This window comes from Dactylosporangium vinaceum, assembly GCF_019904175.1.
Classification (GTDB): Bacteria; Actinomycetota; Actinomycetes; order Mycobacteriales; family Micromonosporaceae; genus Dactylosporangium; species Dactylosporangium vinaceum.
This window is the reverse complement of sequence record NZ_CP061913.1, coordinates 2308536-2333057: the sequence shown is the minus strand read 5'-3', so window position 1 is coordinate 2333057 and position 24522 is coordinate 2308536. Positions and strand designations below refer to the sequence as shown.

The window sequence follows — 24522 nt, the reverse complement described above, 5'->3', positions numbered from 1 at the left end:
GTGCGATCGGCCCAGCCGTGCGATCAACCCAGCGGTGCGATCAACCCAGCCGTGCGATCGGCCCAGCCGTGGGATTAGCCCAGCCGTGCGGTCAGCTCAGCAGTGTGATCAGCAGCGGGGCCAGGGCGGCCGCGTCCACGTTGTGGTCCTGGCCCTCGAGGACCTCCAGCGCGGCGCCCGGGATTCGCTCGGCGGTGGTGCGCGCGGCGTGCTGCAGGAACTCGGGGCTGGCCCCGCCCGCGACGATCGTGCACGGCACCCGGATCGCCGACCAGTCGAGCGGCTCCCGCAGGGCGGCGTCGTCGTAGGCGAGGGTGGGCGCGATCGCCTCGAGGCTCGCGAAGCCCGGCGCGAGCCGCATGTGGTCGATGACCGGCGCGGGCAGGCCGACCTTGGCCATGAACAGGGCCACGGCGTCGCCGCGCGCGCCGGACGCCAGCAGCCGGGTCAGCTCGGCTGTGTACTCGGGCGAGTCGCTGCCGAACGGGGGCTCGTACGCGGTGAGGGCGGTGATGCCCGTGCCCTGCGCGGCCGCGGCCAGGCCGATCGCGGCGCCTGACGACATCGTGTGGACGCGCGCCGACCCGCCCGCGGCCGCCACGACGGTCTGGAGGTCCTCGACCTCGCGGGCCACGGCGTAGGGCCCGGTGTCGCCGCTCTCGCCGCGGCCGCGGCGGTCGTAGCAGTACACCTCGAAGTGGTCCTGCAAGTGCTTGGCCAGCAGCGGCATCGGGCCGCCGGCGCGCAGGCACATGGCGCCGTCGACGAGGATCAGGGCGGGGCCGCGGCCCGTGGTGTCGTAGCCGATGGGCGTGCCGTCGGCGGAGGTGACGGTGGGCATGATGCTCCTCACAGGGTGGTCAGGTAGGCGTCGAAGCGGTCGAGGCTGGTGGCGAAGCCCGCGCGGGCCTCGGCGCGGCGGAACGCCTCGGGCACGTTCGTCTGGTGGGTGATGACCTCCGTGCGGCCGTCGCCGAGGTCGTGGAAGGTGACCTCGGTGCGCATCCCGCCCTCGACCCCGGGCTCGACCCACACGAGGCGGTGCGGGCGGTCGATCTCGGCGTAGACGGCGCGCATGGTGTGGGTGCCGCCGTCGGCGCCGACGATCGTCGTCTCGAAGCGGCCGCCGGGGCGCAGCTCGACCACGATGCCATCGAGCGGGGTGGTGGTGCCGGTGGGGCCCCAGAAGTGGGTGAGGTGCTCGGGCCGCGTCATGCAGTCGAACAGCAGCGCGGGCGCCGCCTGGTGGATGCGGCTGAACGTCAGCTCGCCGACCTCGGTCATGCGCCCTCCGCTTCGCTCCGGGCACCCGACCGCCGAGCTGCACCCCCGATGACCGGCCCCTCCGCAAGCTCCGGGCCGGTCATGCACCCTCCGCTTCGCTCCGGGCACCCGACCGTCGAACTGCGCCCCCCGATGACCGGCCCCTCCGCAAGCTCCGGGCCGGTCATGCACCCTCCGCTTCGCTCCGGGCACCCGACCGTCGAACTGCGCCCCCCGATGACCGGCCCCTCCGCAAGCTCCGGGCCGGTCATGACAGCCGGTCCAGGTGGGCGGCCAGGCGGTCGTGGCGATCGGCCCACAGTGCGCGGTGCCGCTCGATCCAGCCGGCCGCCTGCGTGAGCCGCTCGGGCTCCAGGGCGCAGGGCCGGGCCTGGGCGTTGCGGGTACGGGAGATCAGCCGGGCCGTCTCCAGGACCTTCAGGTGCTTGGAGACGGCCTGCTGGGTCATCGCGAAGGGCTCGGCCAGCTGCTGCACCGTGGCCTCGCCCTCTGCGAGGCGCTCGAGAATGGCCCTGCGCGTGGGGTCGGCGAGGGCCGCGAAGACGACGCTGAGGTCATCACTGTTCTGGGCTTGCGTCAGAACCGCCATGGCTGCGACGGTACCGACAACTCGGCGGTTTAACAACCAGCAGGTTGTCTAACGCAGCGTGTGGGTGATCCCCTCGCTGGCGGTCAGGGCCGCGAGGACCTCCGGGGTGGCGTTGGCGCAGATGACGACCGATGCGCCGGCCGCCATCGGGGCCAACAGCCACTTCAGCGGGTGCTCGTGCTCGCCCGCGTCGACGAGCAGGCGGTCGCCGGGGCGCAGGCCGATCTGGCCGGCCACCTCCGCGGCCAGGGCACCCCACTCGCCGTAACTGGTGCCGTCGGGCGTGGCGGCGTCGCCCGGGCGGGTGCGGCCGAAGGCCGGCAGGTGCGGCGAGAACTCGTCGATGGCCGTCTCGAGGTCGCGGTACCCCGGCGGCGGCTCCTCGGTGAACAGCGTGAACTGGTGCTTGGCCGGGGGCACGTTCTCCAGGTACGACCCGATCCGGTCGGCGGCGACGAACGAGACGTCGTAGGGCGCGTCGGCGCCCGGCTCGTGCACGGCCAGCCCGGCGGTGGCCCGGCCCTGCAGCGACAGCGCCAGCCCGGCCGACCAGCCGCCCATCAGCACGGCGGCGGTGAGCCAGTGCGGCGGCAGCAGGATCGCCGCGCGGCCGCCGTCGCCGAGCCCGCAGCCCTCGCGCAGCAGACCGGCCACCTGGGCCGCGCACTCGCCGAGCTCGGACGCGCTCAGCGCCGTGTACTCGCCGGTGGCGGCGTCGTGGAAGGTCAGCAGGGACGGCTGGATCGGCTCTGGCGGCTCGGGTGCGCGGTGGTTGCCCATGCCCTACAGCATGACTGTCGCGCTGCTGCGGGCCACCTCCGGGATGATGGGCGGCAATGTCTCGTACTTCTTCAGGACCGCGTGGACGACGAAGACGTACGGATCGCCCGAGGTCAGGCCGGTGACTGTCGCGCTGACCCGGCTGCAGCCGGCGCCCCGGGCCACCGTCTGCCAGACCCAGGCCGGCTGCGGGCCCTGGTAGAGGCGTTGCGGGACGGCGGCGAGGCGGTATTCGACGAGCGACGGGTCGCCGATGTTCCACCAGCTGACCACGGCCGACGTCGCGGCGGGGGTGACGTCGGCGCCGTTGACGACGCCCTGGCGATACACGCCCATGCAGTCGGTCGGGCTGAAGCTGGGCGTGGGCCGGGTCTGGGTGCGCGACGGGAACGGCGAGAGCGACGCGATCGGGCCGCGCACCGGGGCGCCGGTGGTGTTGGAGGCGTTGGGGTCGACCGCGTCGCCGCGCGAGTACACCGTCTTCTCCGGCAGGTTGACGACCTTGCCGTCGCGCTTGGTCTCGCCGCCCGTCCCGCCCGGCGTGGCGCCGCTCAAGCCGGGCAGCATGCTGCACCCGGCCACCCCGGTGACCAGGGCGGAGAGCAGGACCAGGCCCGCGCCGATGCGCCGTTTCACGGTCTTGACATCGGCGGGGGCTCCGGTTTTGTTAGCCGTCGCTCCTGCTCAGGCGTCGCTGCACGGCCGCGGCGAAGCGGTCGGCCGAGCCGGGGGCGTAGCCGAAGAACAGCGACGGCTCGGCCAGCTCGACCTCGATGACCACCGGGCCGTCCGGGGACGGCAGCAGATCGACGCGGGTGTACAGCAGGTCGGCCGCCGGCACCGGGAGCGCTTCGAGGACCCGGGCGGCCAGCGCGTGCTCCTGCGCCGAGGGTGTGCGCGGCGAGATCTCCTCGTGCTGGTACAGCTGGCTGCCCTCGACGTACGGACCGGTCAGGATCGCGCCCTTGCGGATCGCGTGGCTGAACTCGCCGGCGAAGTACAGCAGCGCGGTCTCGCCGGCCGTGTCGACCGCGTCCAGGTAGGGCTGGATCATCACGAGCCGGCCCGCGTCCTGCAGCCGCCGGACCTCCTTGGCCACCAGCGGCGCCTGGGTGGCCAGGTCGTACCGCCCGGTGTCGATGCTGCCGGCGCTCACCGCGGGCTTGACCACGATCTCGCCGGTGCCCTCCGGCACGAAGGCGTCGCCGGGCTCGACCCAGGTCGTCGGGACGATCGGCAGGCCGGCCGCGGCGAGCTCGCGCAGATACCGCTTGTCGGTGTTCCACTCGATGACGGCGGCCGGGTTGGCCAGGTTGGGCACCGAGCGGGCCCAGGCGGTGAACTCGGCCCGCCGCTTCGCGTAGTCCCACGTGTTGCGGACCACGGCGAGGTCGTAGGCGGCCCAGTCGACCCCGGCGGCGTCCCAGGCGACCGGCTCGGCCGGGATGCCCAGGGCGGCCAGGGCCGGGATGAGCGAGCGGTCGTCCTCGTCGAGGTCCGGCAGTTCGGCGCAGGTAACGAGAGCGACCCGGGCGGCGGCCCGGGTCGCATTGGACGGGGAAGTATCGCGGTCTGGATCCTGGTGAACGTTGTGTTGGTTTGGATCTTGGGTCACGCCGCGACTGTACCCGCGGCGGGCCGGCACTACCGGGAGAGCGTCCGGCGCCCCATGGAGCGCCAGAGGTCGTTGCTCGGCCGCATGTGCTCGAGGAGCTCCCGCTCCCACGCGTTCTCGATCTTGACCCCGGCCTGGGCGCAGGCGGCGCGCGCGGTGTCGGTGCCATCGGCCATCTGGTCGCCCCAGACGCCGTCCTCCCCGACGAGCACGATGCGAGCACCGCGCCGGCCGACGTACTCGATGACCGCTTTCGCGCCGCCGTGGTCCTCCGCGAAGGACTTGAGGCCGGCGATCAGGCCGCCCGGCACCGGGCGGTTGAGGGTCATCGTCGTATCGGAACCATCTGCCATGAGCGCCAGACTAGAGGGGCGCAAAGCCACGTGCGGGTGAACTCCGGGTGCGGTGTGACCGTTCTTACGATCATGTTTAGCAGTAACGCTCCGCTATTTGCCCCGCCATGTCCGTAAATATCCGGACTTTCTTCACGACCTCGGGGCGCGCACAGCGAGACATGCATCACGCGCGGTGAACCCTCGGAAGAGTGACGCGAGTTGCGGCGAAAAATTCGGGCGTTTCCGGGTGAAACTTTCCCTTATTGCAGGAAGACGTCGATCGCGACGGCGGCGAACAGCAGGGTCAGGTAGGTCACCGACCAGTGGAACAGCCGCATCGGCTTCAGGGGCTCCTCGCGGCGGGCCCGGCCGTAGAGGCGGTGGGCCTCGACCAGCAGCAACGCGCCGGTGACGACGGCGACCACGCCGTAGAGGGCTGTCATCCCCAACGGCCAGAGCGCGAGCGAGGCGCCGACCGTCAGCCAGCTGTAGATCACCGTCTCCAGCCCGACCCGGCGCAGGCTGCGCACGACGGGCAGCATGGGGATGCCGGCCCGGGCGTAGTCGGCCTTGAACTTGATGGCCAGGGCGTAGAAGTGCGGCGGCTGCCAGAGGAAGACGACGGCGAAGAGGATCCACGCGGTCCACGACAGCCCGCCGGTGACCGCGGCCCAGCCGATCAGCACCGGGGCCGCGCCGCACGCGCCGCCCCACACCGTGTTCTGCGGCGTGGTCCGCTTGAGCCACAGCGTGTAGACGAGGTCGTAGTAGACGATCGCGCCGGCGGTCAGGGCCGTGGCCAGCAGGTTGGTGAAGGTGGCCATCAGCGCCGTGGAGACCGCGGCGAGGGTGAGGCCGAAGATCAGGGCGCTGCGCGGGGAGACCGTGTGCGTGGCCAGCGGGCGCCGCTTGGTGCGGTTCATCAGCTGGTCGATGTCGCGGTCGATGTAGCAGTTCAGCGCGTTGGCCGCGCCGGCCGCGAGCGAGCCGCCGACGAGCACGACGAGCACGAGCCACAGGGACGGCAGCCCCTTGGCCGCCAGGAACATGACCGGGACGGTCGTGACCAGCAGCAGCTCGACGATCCGCGGCTTGGTCAGCGAGACGTAGGCCTTGACGACCGCGGCGACGCCGGCGCGGCGCTCGGCCGCCTCCTGCTGCTGCCGGCGGGCCAGGGCGGCCGCGGTGGTGGGGCGGACAGGGCTCTCGGTGGGACCAGCCGGACGCTTCGCGATGGCACTGTGGTCGACGAGTTGCGTCACGTCTGGATTGCCACCTTCCGGGGCGAGGGCCGAGCCGGTGCACCGCCGAGATCAGCGGGCTCCCGCATCGTAGAACAGGATCGTGGCTGCTCGGACGGCGACCCCGGGACCGGCAACCGACCGGCTGGCCAGGGGTCGAATTTCGCGCAGAGCTTAACTCGTCCCGGCGTGGCCACCTTGCCCGGATCACTGCTCATCCGGGGCCCGGCGGCCCGATGCGGCCATCGATTACCGTTGCCGCAGGCAGTGTCGCCGATGTCCGAAACATGGTCGACTGCGCGTGGGGCCACCCGATCGTGGGTAGGGTCGACCTGATAACCCTCGAGGATTTTTTACACACGCCGTTCGACAGGAGCAGCACCGCCGTGAGCGTTGAAAAGGGCAAGGGTCCCGAGCTTTCCTGGTCCGACGTCGACCGGCGCGCGGTCGACACGGTCCGGGTGCTGGCGATGGACGCCGTCGAGAAGGCCGGCAACGGCCACCCCGGCACCGCGATGAGCCTCGCGCCGGCCGCCTACCTTCTGTTCCAGAAGGTCATGAAGCACGACCCGACCGATCCGAACTGGCTCGGACGTGACCGGTTCGTGCTCTCCTGCGGCCACTCCAGCCTGACGCTGTACATCCAGCTGTATCTGGCCGGCTACGGCCTGAGCATCGACGACCTGAAGTCGCTGCGGCAGTGGGGCTCACTGACCCCCGGCCACCCGGAGCACGGGCACACCTCCGGCGTCGAGACCACCACCGGCCCGCTCGGCCAGGGCATCGGCAACGCGGTCGGCTTCGCCATGGCGGCCCGCCGCGAGCGCGGCCTGTTCGACCCGGAGCCGGCCCTCGGGCAGAGCCTGTTCGACCACAACGTGTATGTCCTGTGCTCCGACGGTGACATCGAAGAGGGCATCAGCCACGAGGTGAGCGCGCTCGCCGGCCACCAGAAGCTGGGCAACCTGACGGTCATCTACGACGACAACGAGATCTCGATCGAGGACGACACCAAGGTCGCCAAGAGCGAGGACGTGGCCAAGCGCTACGAGGCGTACGGCTTCGACGTGCACGTCGTCGACTGGCGCAAGGGCCACGACGCCGGCGACGGGGTCTACCAGGAGGACGTGCAGGCGCTCTGGGACGCGATCCAGGCCGGCCACGCCGTCACCGACAAGCCGACGTTCATCGCGCTGCGGACCATCATCGGCTGGCCCGCGCCGAAGAAGCAGAACACCGGCAAGATCCACGGCTCGGCCCTGGGCGCCGACGAGGTCAAGGCGACCAAGGAGGTCCTCGGCTTCGACCCCGCGCTGACGTTCGAGGTCGCCGACGAGGTCCTCGCGCACACCCGCGGCGCGATCGAGCGGGGCAAGGCGCTGCACGCCGAGTGGGACAAGGGCTTCGCGCAGTGGCGGGAGAGCGCCGGCGAGCGGGCCGCGCTGCTGGACCGCCTCCTGGCCGGCGCACTGCCGGACGGCTGGGAGAAGGCGCTGCCCGAGTTCCCGGCGAGCGAGAAGGGTGTCGCCACCCGCAAGGCGTCGGGTGACACGCTCGGCGCCCTGGCCGCGGTGCTGCCGGAGCTGTGGGGCGGCTCGGCCGACCTGGCCGAGAGCAACAACACGACGATGGAGGGCGAGCCGTCGTTCCTGCCCTCGGAGTACGCCACGAAGGCGTTCCCCGGCGACGAGTACGGCCGCACCCTGCACTTCGGCATTCGCGAGCACGGCATGGGCTCGATCCTCAACGGCATCAAGCTGCACGGGCCCACGCGGCCCTACGGCGGCACGTTCCTGGTCTTCTCCGACTACATGCGGCCCGCAGTGCGCCTCGCCGCCCTCATGAAGCAGCCGGTCGTCTACGTGTGGACGCACGACTCGATCGGCCTCGGCGAGGACGGCCCGACCCACCAGCCGATCGAGCACCTGTCGGCGCTGCGGGCGATCCCGAACCTCGCGGTGGTGCGCCCCGGCGACGCCAACGAGACCGCGCAGGCGTGGAAGGCCGCCCTGGAGCGCAAGGACCAGCCGGTGGCGCTGGCGCTGACCCGGCAGAACCTGCCGACGCTCGACCGCAGCGTCTACGCGCCGGCCGAGAACGTGGCCAAGGGCGGCTACATCCTCAAGGACGCCTCCGACGGGCAGCCGCGGGTGATCATCATCGCGACCGGGTCGGAGCTGCAGCTGGCCGTCCAGGCCCAGGAGCGGCTCGAGGCCGACGGCACGCCCACGCGGGTCGTGTCGATGCCGTGCCAGGAGTGGTTCGAGGAGCAGGACGTCGCGTACCGCCAGCAGGTCATCCCCACCGGCGTGAAGGCCCGGGTGACGGTCGAGGCCGGGATCGCGATGTCGTGGCAGAAGTACCTCGGCGACGCCGGCGAGGCCGTGAGCATCGAGCACTACGGCGCGAGCGCCCCCTACACGGTGCTGTTCGAGCAGTTCGGCTTCACCGTCGACAAGGTCGTGGCGGCGGCCCACGCCTCCCTCGCCAAGGTCGGCGCGATCACCGGCTTCACCACCGGCAACTGAAAGCAAGAAGGAGACCACGATGAGTTCCGATCGGCTGGCCGAGCTCGCCGCCGCTGGTGTGGCGATCTGGCTCGACGACCTTTCCCGGCAGCGGCTGACCAGTGGCGGACTGGACAAGCTCCGCCGCGAGCAGCACGTCGTCGGCGTGACCACCAACCCGACGATCTTCGCCAAGGCCGTCACCGCGGCCGAGGACTACGCGGAGCAGGTCAAGGACCTGGCCCTGCGCGAGACCTCGGTGCCCGAGGCGATGCGCTCGATCATGGCGCACGACGTGCGCTGGGCCTGTGACGTGCTCAAGCCGGCCGCCGACGCCAGCAACGGCATCGACGGCCGCGTCTCGATCGAGGTCGACCCGGCCCTGGCCGCCAACACGCACCGCACCCACGCGGAGGCGAAGGAGCTGTGGTGGCTCGTCGACCGCGACAACCTGTTCATCAAGATCCCGGCGACCCAGGAGGGCCTGCCGGCGATCACTGAGACCCTCGCGAAGGGCATCAGCGTGAACGTGACGCTGATCTTCTCGCTGCAGCGCTACGAGGCCGTCATCAACGCCTTCTTCGACGGTCTGGAGCAGGCCAAGGCCAACGGCCACGACCTGTCCAAGATCGGCTCGGTGGCGTCGTTCTTCGTGTCGCGGGTCGACACCGAATACGACAAGCGCCTCGACAAGATCGGCACCGACGAGGCCAAGGCGCTCAAGGGCAAGGCCGCGATCGCCAACGCGAAGCTGGCCTACAAGCTCTACGAGCAGCTGTTCTCCTCGGACCGGTGGCAGGCCCTGGCCAACGCGGGCGCGCAGCCGCAGCGGCCGCTGTGGGCCTCGACCTCGACCAAGAACCCGGAGTACCGCGACGTCATCTACGTCGAGGAGCTCGTCGCCCCGGGCACTGTCAACACCATGCCGGAAGCGGTGATCCACGCGTTCGCCGACCACGGTGAGGTCCGCCCGGACGCCGTCACCGGCAGCTACGCCGAGGCCCAGCAGGTCATGGACGCCCTGGCCGCGCTGGGCATCGACTACGACGACGTCGTGGAGGTCCTCGAGCGCGAGGGCGTCGAGAAGTTCAACGTCAGCGGCAAGGAAATGATCGACACCGTCCAGAACGCGCTGAACTCCGCGTCCTGACGTCCGGGTGAACCTGGCGCGCACGGACCTCGCGTTCGTGCGCGCCGCCGCCGGCCGAATCCATCGTCGCCGGTGAGACATGTGTCGCACGATGAGATGGCAAGCAGGGGGTGGCGGGTGACTGATCTGCTCGACGAGGTTGTCGCGGCGGCCGGACTTTCGGTGTTCGGTGTCGCGGCGACCGCGCGTCCGGCGGACGTACCCGCCCCCTTTCCTTTTCTGCCCGGCCCGGAGCTGACCTCCCGGATCGCCTCGTTACGGTCCGACCTGCGCGCGCAGGGCCTCGACCGGGTGGTGCTGTGCGGGCCGGGCGCCGGCGCCGCGGCGATCGCCGCCACGCTCGGCCTCCCGCTCACTGTGCTCGACACCGCCGATCCGCACCGCCTGCACGCCGTCCTGGCCGACGTGAGCCGCACGGTCGTCGTGCTGGCCGCGCCCGCCCCGACCGTGCTGACGGATGCGCTGCGGCGGGCTTTCCTCCAGGCTTTCGAAGACGCCGGCCGGCATGATCCGGGCCGGCGTCTCGTTGTGGTGACCGCGCCCGGCTCCCCCTATGAGACGTTCGCCCGCGAGCTCGGCGCGCCGCTCTTTCTCGCTCCCCCGACGGCGTCCGCCCTCAGCGCCTACGCCCTCGTCCCGGCCGGCCTGGCCGGCGCCGACACCGCCGCCCTCCTGGCCGAGGCCGAGGCATTCACCGCGCCGCCGGCACCCGCCCAGCGACGGCCCATCGGGTTCGCCGCGCCCGCGGGGTTCGGCCCCTCCCCCGGCCCGGCCGACGCCGCCACGCATCCCGCCCCCGTGCTGCCGGGCGTCGCGCTCGGCGAGGCGATCGCTGCGGCTGTGCGCAGCGGGCGGGACAAGCTCGCCGTCGCCTCCGACGGGACCGGGATCGACGGGCTGGGGCCTTGGATCGAGCGGCTGTTCGGGTCCGCGCTGGTGACTGTCGCGCTGGAGAATCCGTCGTCGTGGGGGCACGCGGGGGCCGACGTGCTCGGCGTGACCGTCGGCGGCGTGCTCGGGCGGGCGATCATGCCGGGCGGTGGCATCCGGCCCGACATCTGCGTCAACGGGCCGCTCGGTGCGCATCTGCTCGTCTGGGAGCAGGCGGCGATGGTCGCCGGGTCGTTCGCGCCGCCGGCCGTCGACACGGACAACGACCTGCTGCGCCGGCTGGACGGTGGCCGGCCCGCCGAGACTCCGGCCCTGGTCGAAGGGGCCGTCGAGGTGTACGGCGAGACCGGCGCGACGACGCTCATCGGCGCGATCGACGAGCTGGCCCGGGCCGTGCCGCCCGGGGGCCGGGTCGCCATCGCGGCCCACCTCGACCCGGTCGGCGACGTGCGCATCGCGCAGGCCCGGGATGCGCTGGCCGGGCGGGTCGACCGGGCCGTGACGTTCGGCTGGGGTACGCGCCCCGGCGCCACCCTGATCATCACCGGCGCGGTCACCCACGATGTGCGGGTGCCCGGGAAGTCGTACACGTTCGGCGAGCTCCAAGCCGCGGCCGCCCGCACTGCGGACGGGCCGGTGCTGCGTTTGCATCTGACCGACCGGGCAACCGGTACAGAAGAACTGTTGGCCGCCCTCGGAGGGTGAGAACTGATGACCAATCCGCTGCGGGACCCGCAGGACCGGCGACTGCCTCGGATTCCCGAGCCGTGTGCGCTGGTCATCTTCGGCGTCACCGGTGATTTGGCCCGCAAGAAGCTGATCCCGGCCGTCTACGACCTGGCCAACCGGGGTCTGCTGCCACCCAGCTTCGCCGTGCTGGGCTTCGCCCGGCGCGACTGGGGTGACGGCGACTTCGAGGATCTGGCGCGCAAGGCGGCCCAGAACGGCGCCCGCACCACGTGGCGGGAGGAGGTGTGGTCGCGGCTGGCCGGGAACATCAAGTTCGTGCCCGGCTCGTTCGAGGACGACCAGGCGTTCGACCACCTGGCCCAGACCCTCGACGACCTGCACGACGAGTCGGGCATCCCCGGCAACGCCGCCTTCTACCTGTCGATCCCGCCGTCGGCGTTCCCGGTCGTGCTCAAGCAGCTGGAGCGCACCGGCATGTCGGACAACGCGAAGTCCGGCGGCTGGCGGCGGGTCGTGGTGGAGAAGCCGTTCGGCTACGACCTCGCCTCGGCCAAGCAGCTCAACGACCTCGTCGACGACGCCTTCACCGGCCAGGACGTGTTCCGCATCGACCATTACCTGGGCAAGGAGACCGTCCAGAACATCATGGCGCTGCGCTTCGCCAACAACCTGTTCGAGCCGGTGTGGAACTCCAACTACGTCGACTCGGTGCAGATCACCATGGCCGAGGACGTCGGCATCGGCACCCGGGCCGGCTTCTACGACAAGGTCGGCACCGCCCGCGACGTGCTGCAGAACCACCTGCTCCAGCTGCTGGCGCTGATGGCGATGGAGGAGCCGACCGCGTTCGACGCCGACGCGATCCGCACCGAGAAGCTCAAGGTGCTCAACGCGATCAAGCCGCCGACCGACGTGTTCACCAACACGGTCCGCGGGCAGTACCTGACGGGCTGGGTGGCCGGCGAGCGCGTGCCCGGATACCTGGAGGAGAAGGACGTCCCGGCCGATTCGAAGACGGAGACGTACGTCGCGACCCGCCTGGGCATCCAGAACCGCCGGTGGGCCGGGGTCCCGTTCTACATCCGGGCCGGCAAGCGGATGCCGCGGCGGGTCACGGAGCTCGCCGTGCTGTTCAAGAAGGCGCCGCACCTGCCCTTCAGCGACGCCGACGTGGAGATGCTCGGCAACAACCAGCTGGTCATCCGGGTCCAGCCGGACGAGGGCGTGATGCTGAAGTTCGGCTCGAAGGTGCCGGGCACGACCATGGAGGTCCGCGACATCGCGATGGACTTCCAATACGGCGAGGCGTTCACCGATGCCAGCCCCGAGGCCTATGAGCGGCTCATCCTCGACGTGCTCATCGGCGACAAGACGCTGTTCCCGGACTCGGCCGAGGTCGAGGCCAGCTGGAATGTGATCGACCCGCTGGAGGAGGCGTGGGCCGGCTCGACGCCCGAGCCGTATCGCGCGGGCGAGTGGGGACCGCGGGCCGCCGACGAGATGCTGGCCCGCGAGGGCCGCGCCTGGCGCCGGGCATAGAGGGAGACATGGACATGATCGGTTTGTGGGACACCACCGGCATCGAGGTGGTCAAGGCCCTGGCCAACGAGCGGCGCAGTGCCGGCGGCCTGACCAGTGGCCTGGCGCTGACCCTTATCGCGGTGGTCGACGAGCGGCAGGTCCGCGAGGCCGAGGCGGCCGCCACCATCGCCGCCTCCGCCCACCCCTGCCGGCTGCTCATCATCGTGCGGGCCGACGTCACCCAGCAGCGGTCCCGGCTCGACGCCGAGATCGTCGTGGGCGGACGCCTCGGCCCGTGCGAGGCCGTCGTCATGCGCATGCAGGGCCGGCTGGCGCTGCACGCCGAGTCGGTCGTCATGCCGCTGCTCGCCCCGGACGTGCCGGTGGTGACCTGGTGGCAGTGCGCCCCGCCGGAGCGGATCGCGTACGACCCGCTGGGCGTCGTCGCCGACCGGCGCATCACCGACAGCGCGCAGGCCGCGGACCCGGTGGCCGCACTGCAGGTGCGCTCCGACGACTATGTGCCCGGCGACACCGACCTGGCCTGGTCGCGGATCACCCCGTGGCGCACCCTGCTGGCCGGCGCGTTCGACGCCAACCGCACCGGCGTGCGCAAGGTGACTGTCGTCGCCCCCGAGCACGACCCGACCGCCCTGCTCCTCGGCGGCTGGCTGGAGGCCCGCCTCGGCGTCCACCCGACCCGCCGCGAGGGCAGCGGCAAGATCATGGAGGCGGTCGAGCTCGAGCTCGAGGACGGCAACTCCATGAACCTCGTCCGCGACCTCAACGCGGGCGTGGCGACGCTGCAGCGCACCGGCCAGCCGGACCGCATCCTGCCGCTGAGCCGCCGCCCGCTCGGCGACGAGCTGGCCGAGGAGCTGCGCCGGCTCGACCCCGACCAGCCCTACGCGGCCGCCCTGGCCGCCGGCACGGGCAAGCGCCTGCTCACCGAGCGCGGCGCCCCGCGGGTGCACATCTGGAAGGACCCGGCGCTGGCCGAGAAGCCGGAGACCGCCGAGCCGCTGCAGGAAGCGGTGGCGTCGTGAACACTCGCGGAAGGGCTTCATGACCCAGTCGAAGGTCGTCGTACACACCGAGCCGCGCCTGCTGGCGGAGTCCGCTGCGGCCCGGCTCATCGTGCGGCTCACTGATGCGCAGGCCGAGCGGGGCGAGGCCACCGTCGTGCTGACCGGTGGGCGGATCGCCGCGCAGATCTACCAGGCGATCCGCGACAGCCCGGCGCGCGACGCGGTCGACTGGTCGCGGGTCAACCTGTGGTGGGGCGACGAGCGGTTCCTGCCCGCCGGTGACCCGGAGCGCAACGAGACCCAGGCCCGGGCGGCGCTGCTCGACGGGCTGAAGCTGGACCCGGCCCGGGTGCACCCGATGCCGGCCAGCGACGGGCCGGACGGCGACGACGCGGAGGCGGCGGCCGCCCGCTACGCCACCGAGCTGGCCGACTCGTCCCGACCGGGCCACGCCGAGCTGCCGCACTTCGACGTCGTCCTGCTGGGCGTCGGCGAGGACGGCCACGTGGCCTCGGTGTTCCCGGAGCACCCGGTGACCCTGGAGACGCGGCCGGTCTCGGCGGTGCGGGGCAGCCCCAAGCCGCCGCCGGTGCGGACCACGCTGACGCTGCCGGCGATCAACACGGCCGATGAGGTGTGGCTCATCGCCTCCGGGGCCGGGAAGGCCTCCGCTGTGGGCCTGGCCCTCGCCTCGGCCGGGCCGCGGCAGATTCCGGCGGCCGGAGTCCACGGAAGAGATCTGACGCTGTGGCTGCTGGATTCGGCGGCGGCGCACGAGCTTCCGCCGAGATTCCGCAGTCTCGTGTGACAAGGGCGCCGGTCGAGACCGGCGCCCTTGTCAGTTGGTTATCGACCTGTGCGTTGACGGAGGCGGGCCAGAGCCTCCTGGAGGATGGCCTCGCCGTCGGCGTCGGTGCGCCGCTCCTTCACGTAGGCCAGATGGGTCTTGTACGGCTCGGCCCGCGGCCGCTCCGGTGGGGCCTGCTCGTTCCGGCCGGCCGGTTGGCCGCACCGGGGGCAGTCCCAGGTGTCCGGAGGCGTGATCTCGGCCGCGAAGGTCGGCTCGGTGCGGTGCCCGTTCGAGCACCAGTAGGCGACGACGTTGCGGGGCGCCTGTTCACCGCGCTCGGCCCAACGCACAGGGCCGGAGCCGACTCGGGTTCCGCGGATGGCATTACCAGCTGCCACGGCTGCTCTCTCCTTGTTCGTCGGGGGGGTACGACGTCTTACGGAGTGCAGGAGTGTGGGCGTAAACACCTGCGCGCGGCCTGCAACTTTCGCAGGCCGCGCGCACGAGTCTAGTGGACACCCACTCCGATGTTGGCGGGCTTCGCTCCCAAATCGGAGCGGGGCCCGTCCTACGGTGGACAAACCTCGGTCAGGCGCCGCCGTTTTCCACGATTTTCAGCCACAGGCCGAGGCCGACGATGCACGCGAACCAGATGATCCCGACCAGCAGCGTGTAGCGGTCGAGGTTCTTCTCCGCCACCGACGAGCCGGCGAGGCTGGAGGACACACCGCCGCCGAACATGCTGGACATGCCGCCACCCTTGCCGCGGTGCAGAAGCACGAGCAGGGTCAGCAGAATGCTGGTGATCACCAGCAGCACGATCAGGGTGTAGGCGAACGCCGTCATGGCGCGGTCGTCCTCTCGATGGGCGGTCAGTGTTCGTCGTCAAGCACAGCGTCCGACAGCTTACTAGGCGAGTCCGATTGCGCACAGGTCGGGCTGGCCGAACTGTGGGTGGATGAAGCCGCCACGGATGTTGGTGCCCGCCATGCGCAGCGCCTTCATGTAGACGATCGGGATCGTCGCCGCCTGCTCGGCGATGCGCTGGTCCAGCTCGCCCCACAGCCGGTACTGCCGGTCCGGCACCGACTCCGCCAGCGCCGCGGAGATCTGGTCGTTGATCTCCGGGTTGTTGAGCAGCGCATAGTCCTGGTTGTTCGTGGCGCCGGCCTTCGTCGGGATCAGCCGGCCGTCGAACAGCGGCGGGATGACCGCCGAGCCGTTCGCCCAATCCGGTATCCAGCCGGCCCAGAGCAGGTCGTTGGCGTTGGCCGGGTTGCCGATCACGTCGAAGTACGTGTTCGGGTCGATCCCATTGATCTTGATCTGGATGCCGATCTGCTGGTACGTCTCCACGATCGTCGCGGCCAGCCGCCGGACGTCCTTCTGGTCGGGGATCGACAGCGTGAGCGTGTTGGCGCAGGGCTTGCCGGCCTTCTGCTGGTCGTCCATGAGCTTGAGCGCGACGTCGGGCTTGCCCTCGACGTTGTTGGCGCTGTCGTAGAGGTCGAAGTCCTTGTGGGCCTTGAGCTGCGGCGCGATCATCGTCGTCGCGTAGTCGCCGTAGACCGACCCTCCGGCCGCGGCCCGGAACTTGCGCTTGTCGAAGGCGTACACGAGGGCCTTGCGGCAGTCCAGGTTCGCGATGCGCTTCGTGTTGATCGCGAGGTACCGGACCCCGCCGTAGCTGCCCTGGACGGCGCGGGCGGACAGCGCGGGGTCGTTGATGACCTGCTGCACGAAGTTCGGGGCGACGTTCTTGTCCAGGTCGAGCGTGTCCGCGTTCTCCCCGTCGCTGGTGATCAGGTTCGACGTGACGGTGGGCAGGTCGCCGTTCACCTGGACGACGATCCTGTCGGGGTACGCCTTGCGGACGCTGTCGGTCGTGCGGTTCCAGAACGGATTGCGGACGTACACCATCTGCTGTTCGGTGTTTTCCTGCAGTTTGTAAGGTCCCGATGCGAACGGCTTCTTGTCGTAGCCGTCCTTCGTGTCCTGCTTCGCGGGGACCGGCGCGAAGACGGACATGGCGACGGTGTACCCGAAATCGCCGATCGGCTGGTTGAGCGTGAACCTGATGTTGCGGGTGTCCGCGCACTGGACGGACGAGAGCTCCTGGCCACCGCTGTAGGGCCCGGCGTAGTTCTCGGCGTTGGCGAGGTACGTCTTGGCGTAGGGCTGGGCGACCGAGAAGGCGCCGCCGAAGCTGCGCTCGACGCCGTACTTGACGTCGGCGCAGGTGATCGGGGTGCCGTCCTCCCAGCGCACGTCGTCCTTGAGCTGGAAGTCCCAGACCCGGTTGCCCTCGCTGGGCCGGCCGGCGTCGGTGGCCAGGTCGCCCACGATCTCGCTGGAGGCGGCGCCCGGCTCGGACCGGAACGTGGTGAGTGTCCGGGTGAGCAGGCGGCTGAGGTTGGCCTCGGTGGCCGTGGCCACCCGCTGCGGGTCGAGGTGCGTGGGCTTGGAGCTCACCACCACGTGCACGGTGCCGCCGGTCCGCGGCGGCTGCGGCCCGTTCTTCGCGTCGGCGTCGCTGCATCCGGCGGCGGCCAGTAACACCAGGCCGGAGATTGTCGCAATGATTGTCCGACGACGGCGCATGCTGATCCTCACGACGCCTGTCGATAGCGGCCTTGTGAGCCTCGGCGCCTGGTCAAGGGGTGGTGGACGGAGCCACTTTAGGCGTCGTTCATGCGCCGCGGTACAGCGGATGCGTCACAAAACACAACGTCGCGGGGCCCGGTGAGGGCCCCGCGACGTCTGGTGTTCCTGCGACTACTTACCCAGCCGGACAATCCGGGCAAAGCCCTCGGCGTCGATGCTCGCGCCGCCGACGAGCGCGCCGTCGATGTCGGGCTGCTCGATGATCGCCGCGACGTTGTCGTGCTTCACCGAGCCGCCGTAGAGGATGCGCACCCGGTCGGCCGTGCCGCCGGTGTACTTCTCGGCCAGCCGGGTGCGGATCGCCCCGATGACCTCCTGCGCGTCCTGCGGCGTGGCCACCTTGCCGGTGCCGATGGCCCAGACGGGCTCGTACGCGACGACGATCTTCTCGACCTCGTCGGTCTTGACCTTCTCGAGGGCCGCGTCGAGCTGCGCGAGCGTGTATCCCACGTGCTCACCCGACTCGCGGATCTCCAGGCCCTCGCCCACGCACAGGATCGGCGCGATGCCGCTGGCCAGCGCCGCCTTCACCTTGGCGTTGACCAGGGTGTCGTCCTCGGCGTGGTACTGGCGCCGCTCCGAGTGCCCGACGACCACGTACTGGCAGCCGAGCTTGGCCAGCATCGCGCCGGAGATCTCGCCCGTGTAGGCGCCGGCGGTGTGCGCGGAGATGTCCTGCGCGCCGTAGCCGATGAGCAGCTTGTCGCCGTCGATGAGCGTCTGCACGCTGCGGATGTCGACGAACGGCGGGAGCACCACCGCCTCCACGTCGTTGAGCTGCTGCTCGGTAAGCGTGAAGGCCAGCTTCTGGACGAGCGCGATGGCCTCGAGGTGGTTCAGGTTCATCTTCCAGTTGCCCGCCATGAGCGGACGGCGTCCGGTGACCTCGGCCATCGCCTCAGGCCTCCAGTGCCGTGATGCCCGGCAGGGCCTTGCCCTCGAGGAACTCGAGGGAGGCGCCGCCGCCGGTGGAGATGTGGCTGAAGCCGTCCTCCGGGATGCCCAGCGCGCGCACCGCCGCGGCCGAGTCGCCGCCGCCGACGACCGTGAAGCCGTCGACCTTGGTGATCGCCTCGGCGACACCGCGGGTGCCGGCCTCGAACGGGCGCTTCTCGAACACGCCCATCGGGCCGTTCCAGAAGACCGTCTTGGCGCCGGTCAGGATGCCCGCGAACTCCGCCACGCTCTGCGGCCCGATGTCCAGGCCGAGCTCGTCGGCCGGGATCGCGTCGATGCCGACCGTCTTGGTGGCGGCGTCGTCGCTGATCTGCGTCGCCACGACGACGTCGGAGGGCAGCACGATCTTGTCGCCGCCCCGCTCGAGCAGGTCCTTGCAGGTGTCGAGCATCTCGTCCTGGAGCAGGCTCTTGCCGACCTCGTGGCCCTGGGCCTTGAGGAAGGTGAAGCACATGCCGCCGCCGATGAGCAGCTTGTCGACCTTGGGCAGCAGCGCCTCGATGACGGCGAGCTTGTCCGAGACCTTCGAGCCGCCGAGCACGACGACGTAGGGCCGCTCGGCCTCGCCGGTCAGCTTGCCGAGGACCTCGAGCTCCTTGGCCACCAGATACCCGCTGTAGTGCGGCAGCAGCGCGGCCACGTCGTACACGCTGGCGTGCTTGCGGTGCACGGCGCCGAACGCGTCGTCGACGTACACGTCGCCGTGCGCGGCCAGCTCCTGCGCGAACGCCTTGCGCTCACCCTCGTCCTTGCTCGTCTCCCCCGCGTTGAAGCGGAGGTTCTCGAGCAGGACCAGGTCGCCGTCGCGGCCGAAGGCGACATCGGTGCCCAGCAGCTCGGCGAGGCGGGCGGCGACGGGCGCGAGGGTGTACTTCGGGTCCGGCGCACCCTTCGGGCGGCCGAGGTGCGACATGACGGTGATCTTCGCCGCGCCGGCCTCACGCAGAGCGTTGATGGTCGGCAGGACGGCCCGGATGCGGCCGTCGTCGGTGATCCTGTCTCCGTCGAGCGGGACGTTCAGGTCGGCGCGCAGCAGCACGCGCCGACCGGCGACGCCCTCGCTCAGGAGGTCGTCGAGCGTCTTCACAGGCCGGTGCCGACCAGGACGACGGCGTCCACGAGGCGGTTGCTGTAGCCCCACTCGTTGTCGTACCAGCCGACGACCTTCACCTGGTTGCCGATGACCTTGGTCAGGCCCGCGTCGAAGATGCACGACGCCGGGTCGGTCACGATGTCGCTGGAGACGATCGGGTCCTCGGTGTAGGTGAGGATGCCGGCCAGCGCGCCCTCGGCGGCCGCCTTGATCGCGGCGTTGACCTCTTCGACGCTGGTGTCGCGGCCCACGGTGACTGTGAGGTCGGTCGCCGAGCCGGTCGGGATCGGCACACGCAGCGCGTAGCCGTCCAGCTTGCCCTTGAGCTCGGGGATGACCAGGCTGATCGCCTTGGCCGCACCGGTCGAGGTCGGCACGATGTTCAGGGCCGCGGCGCGGGCGCGACGCAGGTCCTTGTGCGGGCCGTCCTGCAGGTTCTGGTCCTGCGTGTACGCGTGGATCGTGGTCATGAGGCCGCGCTCGATGCCGAACGTGTCGTTGATGACCTTCGCCATCGGGGCGAGGCAGTTGGTGGTGCACGACGCGTTGGAGATGATCGTGTGCTTGGCCGGGTCGTACTGGTCCTCGTTCACGCCGAAGACGATCGTGAGGTCCTCGTTCTTGGCCGGGGCCGAGATGATGACCTTCTTGGCGCCGCCGGCCACGTGGACCTTGGCCTTCTCGGCGTCGGTGAAGATGCCCGTCGACTCGATGACGACGTCCGCGCCCAGGTCGCCCCAGGGCAGCTTCGACGGGTCGCGCTCGGCCAGGGCCTTGAAGGTCTTGCCCGCGACGGTGATCTCGTCCGAGGTCGCCTTGATCTCCTCGCCCAGCCGGCCGAGGATGCTGTCGTACTTCAGCAGGTGCGCCAGCGTCGCGTTGTCGGTCAGGTCGTTGACGCCGACAACCTCGATGTCCGCGCCCTTGGCCAGGGCCGCACGGAAGAAGTTGCGGCCGATACGGCCGAAGCCGTTGATGCCAACCCGGATGGTCACTTCGACACATCTCCTCGTACTCGTCGCACCCCGGCGGTGTTTGCCATGCCGTTGCCGTGCGCCAGATGAGTGTTATTGGCTCGCCCACCCTGGTCCCGCCGGTCCGGACCCACCCGATGGTGCTGGGCCCGGCCGCGTGTCGCGGCGGCGATCGAACAGCGAGGAGCGACCCGAGTCGGCTTCATCGCCGAACACGGGGAACCCTATCGTCTCGAACCGGTCACGACCTCGCGGGGGTGTCGGAGCCCACGTTTGAGAGTACGTGCCCGAGCCCCGGCGCGGCCTGCATCGCTGGTCACGGACGTAGGTCACCCGATCCGGCGTGTGAGCCCGGTCTCAGCCGACGAGCATCTCCGGCGTGACGGCCGACTCGGTGTCGGGGATGCCCAGGTCGCGGGCCCGCTTGTCGGCCAGGGCGAGCAGACGCCTTATACGGCCGGCGATCGCGTCCTTGGTCAGCGGCGGGTCGGCCAGGGCACCGAGCTCCTCGAGCGACGCCTGCCGGTGCTCCAGCCGCAGGGTCCCGGCGCTCGACAGGTGGTCGGGGGCGGTGTCGGCCAGGATCTCCATCGCCCGGGCCACCCGCGCGGCCGCGGCCACCGCGGCCCGGGCCGAGCGGCGCAGGTTGGCGTCGTCGAAGTTGGCCAGCCGGTTGGCGGTGGCCCGGACCTCGCGCCGGACCCGGCGCTCCTCCCAGGTCAGCACGCTCTGGTGGGCGCCGATCCGGGTCAGCAGCGCGGCGATCGCGTCGCCGTCCTTGACCACTACCCGGTCGACCCCGCGCACCTCGCGGGCCTTGGCCGTGATCCCGATGCGCCGGGCCGCCCCGACGAGCGCGAGCGCCGCCTCGGGCCCCGGGCATGTGATCTCCAGCGCACAGCTGCGGCCGGGCTCGGTGAGCGAGCCGTGGGCCAGGAACGCGCCGCGCCACGCGGCGACCGCGCAGCACATGTTCGCGGACACGACGTGCGGCGGGAGCCCGCGCACCGGACGTCCCCGCACGTCAAGCAGCCCGGTCTGGCGGGCGAGGGCCTCGCCGTCCTTGACCACGCGGACGATGAAGTGGCTGGCCTTGCGCAGGCCGCCCGACGCGAGGACATGGATCTCGCTGCCGTACCCGTACACCTCCGACACCTCGCGCCGCAGCCGCCGGGCCGCGGCGTTGGTGTCGAGCTCGGCCTCGACGACCACCCGGCCGGAGACGATGTGCAACCCTCCCGCGAAGCGCAACAGCGCGGCCATCTCGGCTCGCCGGCAGCAGGGCTTCGCCACGTCCACCCGGCTCAGCTCGTCCTTGACCGCAGCGGTCATCGCCATCCTGAAGTCACCTCGCGGTTTTCGTGTTCAGCGTCATGTCCTTGCCGCGCGCACTACCCGTGCCGTTCGCGTTTCGCGCACTCGTCTGGTTCTTCGCACCCACCCGGCCGTTGCCGCTGCTCCGGCCGGCCGCCCGGGTGTCGACGCGCAGCAATGGCTCGAGGGCCATCGCCAGCGCCTGCGGGTCGTGGCGGGGTGCCCCGTCACTGACGGCGACCGGAGCCAGCACCAGCCGCGCACCAAGCGATTCTGCCGCACGATGGACCGGTTCGGGGTCGCCTACGGCTTTCCCGTCGGCCAGAACTACATCGACCTGGAGCCCGGGTAGGTAACGGCGCAGGGCGGCCAGGTGTTCCGGCAGTGTCAATCCCGCCGTCTCGCTGTCGGCGGCCAGATTCAGCGTGACCAGGCGCCGGGCCGCGCTCGCGGTGATCGCCGCGGCCAGCCCCGGCACCAGCAGGTGCGGGATCACGCTGGTGAACCACGAGCCGGGCCCGAACAGCAGCCAGTCGGCCTCGCGGACCGCCTTGACCGCCTCGGCGCACGCCTCGGGCGGGTCCGGGGTCAGCCGCACCCGGTCGATCGTCTTCGCGGTCACGGCGACCTCGTGCTGCCCGCGCACGGTGACGACCTCGTCGCCGTCCGAAAGATCCGCCTCGATGTGCAGCGGGTCCCGCGACATCGGCAGCACCCGTCCGTGGCACCGCAGCATCGCCGCCGCCCGGTCGAGCGCGGCCACCGGATCGCCGGCCTGCTCCAGGAGCGCGACGAGCACCAGGTTGCCGACCGGGTGCCCGGCGATGTCATCCTCGCCGGTGAACCGGTGCTGGAACAGCTCCGCCATCGCCGCCTCGTCGGCCAGCGCGGCCAGGGCCTGCCGCAGGTCGCCCGGCGGCAGAATGTCCCGGGTCCGGCGCAGTCGCCCGCTTGACCCACCGTCGTCGGCAACCGTCACGACGGCCGTGATTTCCAAAGGCATCTGCGTTTGTACTCCACGCAGCGCCCGCAATGTCGCGGACAACCCGTGACCGCCGCCGAACGCCACGACCCGCACGGCCTCGGCGTCGCCCGGGCGGACCGTCGCGGTCGCGCCGGGACCGTCCGGGCGCGGCTTGCCTTCACCGGCCGGTTTCCGTGCGGCCCCATTGCCGCCCGTATGCCGGCTCGTCATTCGCGTCCCAGGTCACGGTGCTGCGGCGAGGCCGACAGCCGCATCTCCCGCAGCCGCCGGGCGAGCTCCTCGGCGATGGCCACACTGCGGTGCTTGCCACCGGTACAGCCGACGGCGATCGTCAGGTACCGCTTGCCTTCCCGCTCGAACCCGGGCGCCGTCGCGTTGATCAGCCGGGCGTACGTCTCCACGAACGTGATCGCCCCCCGCTGCCCGAGCACGTAGCGGCTGACGTCGGTCTCGCGCCCGGTGTGCTCCCGCAGCTCCGGCACCCAGTACGGGTTGGGCAGGAACCGCGCGTCGAGCACGAAGTCGGCGTCGGGCGGCAGGCCGTACTTGAAGCCGAACGACAGGACGGTGACCCGGATCTGGGTCGTGTCCTCCTCGCCGAACATCTCCTCGATGCGCCCGCGCAGCTGGTTGACGTTGAGGTGGCTGGTGTCGATCAGGACGTCGGCCTGCTCACGGGCCTCCTGCAGCAGCTTCCGCTCGGCCGCGATGCCGTCGGAGAGCCGCCCGGCGCCCTGCAGCGGGTGCGAGCGCCGCACGCTCTCGAAGCGGCGGATCAGCACCTCGTCGTCGGCGTCCACGAAGACCATCCGCGGATTGAACCCCCGCTCGCGCAGCGACTTCACCGCACCCGGCAGGTCGGTCGAGAACGCGTGGCTGCGCACGTCCAGCACCATCGCGGTCCGCCGGGCGGCCCCTTGGGCGGCGTGGGCCAGCTCGGCCATGTCGAGCAGGAGCGCCTGCGGCAGGTTGTCGACCACGTAGTACCCGACGTTCTCGAGCGCCCGCGCGACGGTACTGCGCCCACCCCCGGACACCCCGGTCACGATCACCAGGTCGGTGGCGTTCCGCCCGGCCTGGCTTCCCCCGTCGGGGTCGACCACACCGAACCCGTCCTCGACCTCGTCACGCAGCGCTGCTACATACTCACCTGAGGTGAAGTCGCGAGCACTGTCGGTACCATCGGACACACCGTCACCCCCAGGCGACAGCACGCCACCGTCGGACGCGCCGGCGTCTCTGGGCACGTCGCCTTCTCTCGACACGTCGAAGAGTTTATGTCGTTGCGCCATCGGCATCGGACGGTCGGTCGGTTTGCACTAGTTCGCGGTAAACCCCCCGGTGCCCACCCCACCCCACCGACAGCCAGCCCGAACCGCCTTTTCTGCGCTCCCGACCCGCGCTCGGGCGTGTCGCAGATCTCTCCAGCCCCTCCAGCCCCAGAAGCGCCATATCCCCCATCCGTGTCACCACAGCCCCGCCCCGACGCCCCGGGCACCTCCACCGCACCCCCGAACGAGCCCACAACGACCGCCGCCGGACGAGCACCGGGCGCAAACCACCGCCGCTCTCGTCAATGGACAGCACGGGGGTCCGATGCCCGGCGACGGGCCGGCACGGGTCAGCGCGGGATCCGGCCGCCGGGAGCGTGATCGTCAGCGCGGCCGCGAACTCCTCGAAGGCGGGCCGGCACGGGACCCCAATAGGCGGCCCACCACGGACCCGAGACCCTCGCAGGTGGGCCGGCCCGAGCCCCAAGGCCTTCACCGACCTGTCCAGGAGGGGCCCGAGTCTCTCGTCGGCGGCCTCACAAGCCAGCGCTGACGACTGATCTCACGAACCGTCAACCAGATCGCCGCCGGCCTTCACGCCCGACCCGACAGCCGCCCGATCGACCGCACCGCCCGCGACGCCGGCCTGGTCGCCATCCGCCGACGAAGCGTAGGCCGCATCCGAACTCACCCCGGGCCGGGGCTCCGGCGCAGATCTCGGCCCGTCCCCGGACCCCGCGGCCGACTCGACCTCGGAAGGCGAGCGCTGCGCGGGCTCGGCCGGCTCCGCATCGGCCCCGGACGACGGGCGGTGCGCCCGTTCGGCCGGCTCGGCGGGGCTAA

At 71.2% G+C, this 24522-nt stretch carries 23 protein-coding genes; 6 read left to right on the top strand and 17 right to left on the bottom strand.

Annotated elements, in window-relative coordinates; translation table 11 throughout:
• Positions 1-91: 91 nt before the first annotated feature.
• The 8 genes from Dvina_RS10140 to Dvina_RS10105 all read right to left on the bottom strand — a co-directional run bounded on the left by Dvina_RS10140 (position 92) and on the right by Dvina_RS10105 (position 5838).
• On the bottom strand, positions 92-841 hold the full coding sequence (locus Dvina_RS10140) for an alpha/beta fold hydrolase (protein WP_223102204.1): 750 nt from the start codon (positions 839-841) through the stop codon (positions 92-94).
• Positions 842-849: 8 nt separating this feature from the next.
• Positions 850-1284 carry an SRPBCC family protein gene (locus Dvina_RS10135; RefSeq protein ID WP_223102203.1) on the bottom strand — a complete coding sequence of 145 codons (435 nt, stop codon included), beginning with the start codon at positions 1282-1284 and terminating at the stop codon, positions 850-852.
• Positions 1285-1531: 247 nt separating this feature from the next.
• The gene (locus Dvina_RS10130; RefSeq protein ID WP_223102202.1) at positions 1532-1873 is read right to left on the bottom strand and encodes an ArsR/SmtB family transcription factor; all 342 of its coding nucleotides are present in this window, start codon (positions 1871-1873) and stop codon (positions 1532-1534) included.
• 48 nt (positions 1874-1921) lie between these two features.
• Positions 1922-2653: a TIGR03089 family protein gene (locus Dvina_RS10125; RefSeq protein ID WP_223102201.1), complete on the bottom strand. Its 732-nt coding sequence runs from the start codon at positions 2651-2653 to the stop codon at positions 1922-1924.
• A 3-nt stretch (positions 2654-2656) separates the two neighbouring features.
• Entirely contained in the window at positions 2657-3289 is a 633-nt protein-coding gene (locus Dvina_RS10120) for a fibronectin type III domain-containing protein (RefSeq protein WP_223102200.1), read from the bottom strand.
• Between the two features lie 31 nt (positions 3290-3320).
• The gene (locus tag Dvina_RS10115) at positions 3321-4268 is read right to left on the bottom strand and encodes an ATP-grasp domain-containing protein (RefSeq protein WP_380029420.1); all 948 of its coding nucleotides are present in this window, start codon (positions 4266-4268) and stop codon (positions 3321-3323) included.
• 29 nt (positions 4269-4297) lie between these two features.
• Positions 4298-4621, bottom strand: a complete 324-nt coding sequence (locus Dvina_RS10110) for a hypothetical protein (protein WP_223102199.1) — start codon at positions 4619-4621, stop codon at positions 4298-4300.
• A 242-nt stretch (positions 4622-4863) separates the two neighbouring features.
• Complete coding sequence (locus tag Dvina_RS10105) at positions 4864-5838, bottom strand: heme o synthase (RefSeq protein WP_380029488.1); 975 nt, start codon at positions 5836-5838, stop codon at positions 4864-4866.
• Between the two features lie 476 nt (positions 5839-6314).
• Between Dvina_RS10105 and tkt the strand changes: the two genes are divergently transcribed.
• The 6 genes from tkt to pgl all read left to right on the top strand — a co-directional run bounded on the left by tkt (position 6315) and on the right by pgl (position 14439).
• The gene (gene tkt, locus Dvina_RS10100; protein WP_425516562.1) at positions 6315-8372 is read left to right on the top strand and encodes a transketolase; all 2058 of its coding nucleotides are present in this window, start codon (positions 6315-6317) and stop codon (positions 8370-8372) included.
• Positions 8373-8391: 19 nt separating this feature from the next.
• A complete protein-coding gene (gene tal, locus Dvina_RS10095; RefSeq protein ID WP_223102197.1) occupies positions 8392-9501 on the top strand; it encodes a transaldolase in 1110 nt (369 codons plus the stop codon).
• Positions 9502-9618: 117 nt separating this feature from the next.
• Positions 9619-11097 (top strand): glucose-6-phosphate isomerase, encoded by a 1479-nt coding sequence (locus tag Dvina_RS10090; RefSeq protein WP_223102196.1) that lies wholly within the window; start codon positions 9619-9621, stop codon positions 11095-11097.
• Positions 11098-11103: 6 nt separating this feature from the next.
• Entirely contained in the window at positions 11104-12621 is a 1518-nt protein-coding gene (gene zwf / locus Dvina_RS10085) for a glucose-6-phosphate dehydrogenase (protein WP_223102195.1), read from the top strand.
• Positions 12622-12635: 14 nt separating this feature from the next.
• Positions 12636-13649 carry a glucose-6-phosphate dehydrogenase assembly protein OpcA gene (locus Dvina_RS10080; protein WP_223102194.1) on the top strand — a complete coding sequence of 338 codons (1014 nt, stop codon included), beginning with the start codon at positions 12636-12638 and terminating at the stop codon, positions 13647-13649.
• A 19-nt stretch (positions 13650-13668) separates the two neighbouring features.
• On the top strand, positions 13669-14439 hold the full coding sequence (gene pgl / locus Dvina_RS10075) for a 6-phosphogluconolactonase (RefSeq protein ID WP_223102193.1): 771 nt from the start codon (positions 13669-13671) through the stop codon (positions 14437-14439).
• A gap of 38 nt (positions 14440-14477) precedes the next feature.
• On the opposite strand, the gene Dvina_RS10070 is transcribed toward pgl, so the two are convergent.
• From Dvina_RS10070 to rapZ, 9 genes are all read right to left on the bottom strand, one after another.
• Positions 14478-14771, bottom strand: a complete 294-nt coding sequence (locus Dvina_RS10070; protein WP_425516540.1) for an RNA polymerase-binding protein RbpA — start codon at positions 14769-14771, stop codon at positions 14478-14480.
• A 238-nt stretch (positions 14772-15009) separates the two neighbouring features.
• Entirely contained in the window at positions 15010-15267 is a 258-nt protein-coding gene (secG, locus tag Dvina_RS10065; RefSeq protein WP_223102191.1) for a preprotein translocase subunit SecG, read from the bottom strand.
• Positions 15268-15330: 63 nt separating this feature from the next.
• A complete protein-coding gene (locus Dvina_RS10060) occupies positions 15331-17022 on the bottom strand; it encodes an ABC transporter substrate-binding protein (RefSeq protein ID WP_223102190.1) in 1692 nt (563 codons plus the stop codon).
• A gap of 174 nt (positions 17023-17196) precedes the next feature.
• On the bottom strand, positions 17197-17979 hold the full coding sequence (gene tpiA / locus Dvina_RS10055) for a triose-phosphate isomerase (protein WP_223102189.1): 783 nt from the start codon (positions 17977-17979) through the stop codon (positions 17197-17199).
• Between the two features lie 4 nt (positions 17980-17983).
• The gene (locus tag Dvina_RS10050; protein ID WP_223102188.1) at positions 17984-19129 is read right to left on the bottom strand and encodes a phosphoglycerate kinase; all 1146 of its coding nucleotides are present in this window, start codon (positions 19127-19129) and stop codon (positions 17984-17986) included.
• Complete coding sequence (gene gap, locus Dvina_RS10045; RefSeq protein WP_223102187.1) at positions 19126-20130, bottom strand: type I glyceraldehyde-3-phosphate dehydrogenase; 1005 nt, start codon at positions 20128-20130, stop codon at positions 19126-19128. Before gap ends, Dvina_RS10050 begins: the two co-directional genes overlap by 4 nt.
• 336 nt (positions 20131-20466) lie before the next feature.
• The gene (whiA, locus tag Dvina_RS10040; protein ID WP_223102186.1) at positions 20467-21447 is read right to left on the bottom strand and encodes a DNA-binding protein WhiA; all 981 of its coding nucleotides are present in this window, start codon (positions 21445-21447) and stop codon (positions 20467-20469) included.
• A gap of 7 nt (positions 21448-21454) precedes the next feature.
• A complete protein-coding gene (locus Dvina_RS10035) occupies positions 21455-22618 on the bottom strand; it encodes a gluconeogenesis factor YvcK family protein (RefSeq protein ID WP_223102185.1) in 1164 nt (387 codons plus the stop codon).
• A complete protein-coding gene (gene rapZ, locus Dvina_RS10030; RefSeq protein ID WP_223105431.1) occupies positions 22615-23511 on the bottom strand; it encodes an RNase adapter RapZ in 897 nt (298 codons plus the stop codon). The genes Dvina_RS10035 and rapZ overlap by 4 nt, the downstream gene beginning before the upstream one ends.
• Positions 23512-24522 lie beyond the last annotated feature (1011 nt).

Bases quoted from the DNA above. Each gene is read 5' to 3' on its own strand.
- Dvina_RS10140 (WP_223102204.1), bottom strand. From the start codon at position 841: ATGCCCACCGTCACCTCCGCCGACGGCACGCCCATCGGCTACGACACC.
- Dvina_RS10135 (WP_223102203.1), bottom strand. From the start codon at position 1,284: ATGACCGAGGTCGGCGAGCTGACGTTCAGCCGCATCCACCAGGCGGCG.
- Dvina_RS10130 (WP_223102202.1), bottom strand. From the start codon at position 1,873: ATGGCGGTTCTGACGCAAGCCCAGAACAGTGATGACCTCAGCGTCGTC.
- Dvina_RS10125 (WP_223102201.1), bottom strand. From the start codon at position 2,653: ATGGGCAACCACCGCGCACCCGAGCCGCCAGAGCCGATCCAGCCGTCC.
- Dvina_RS10110 (WP_223102199.1), bottom strand. From the start codon at position 4,621: ATGGCAGATGGTTCCGATACGACGATGACCCTCAACCGCCCGGTGCCG.
- tkt (WP_425516562.1), top strand. From the start codon at position 6,315: ATGGACGCCGTCGAGAAGGCCGGCAACGGCCACCCCGGCACCGCGATG.
- tal (WP_223102197.1), top strand. From the start codon at position 8,392: ATGAGTTCCGATCGGCTGGCCGAGCTCGCCGCCGCTGGTGTGGCGATC.
- zwf (WP_223102195.1), top strand. From the start codon at position 11,104: ATGACCAATCCGCTGCGGGACCCGCAGGACCGGCGACTGCCTCGGATT.
- Dvina_RS10080 (WP_223102194.1), top strand. From the start codon at position 12,636: ATGATCGGTTTGTGGGACACCACCGGCATCGAGGTGGTCAAGGCCCTG.
- pgl (WP_223102193.1), top strand. From the start codon at position 13,669: ATGACCCAGTCGAAGGTCGTCGTACACACCGAGCCGCGCCTGCTGGCG.
- secG (WP_223102191.1), bottom strand. From the start codon at position 15,267: ATGACGGCGTTCGCCTACACCCTGATCGTGCTGCTGGTGATCACCAGC.
- Dvina_RS10060 (WP_223102190.1), bottom strand. From the start codon at position 17,022: ATGCGCCGTCGTCGGACAATCATTGCGACAATCTCCGGCCTGGTGTTA.
- tpiA (WP_223102189.1), bottom strand. From the start codon at position 17,979: ATGGCCGAGGTCACCGGACGCCGTCCGCTCATGGCGGGCAACTGGAAG.
- whiA (WP_223102186.1), bottom strand. From the start codon at position 21,447: ATGGCGATGACCGCTGCGGTCAAGGACGAGCTGAGCCGGGTGGACGTG.
- Dvina_RS10035 (WP_223102185.1), bottom strand. From the start codon at position 22,618: ATGACGAGCCGGCATACGGGCGGCAATGGGGCCGCACGGAAACCGGCC.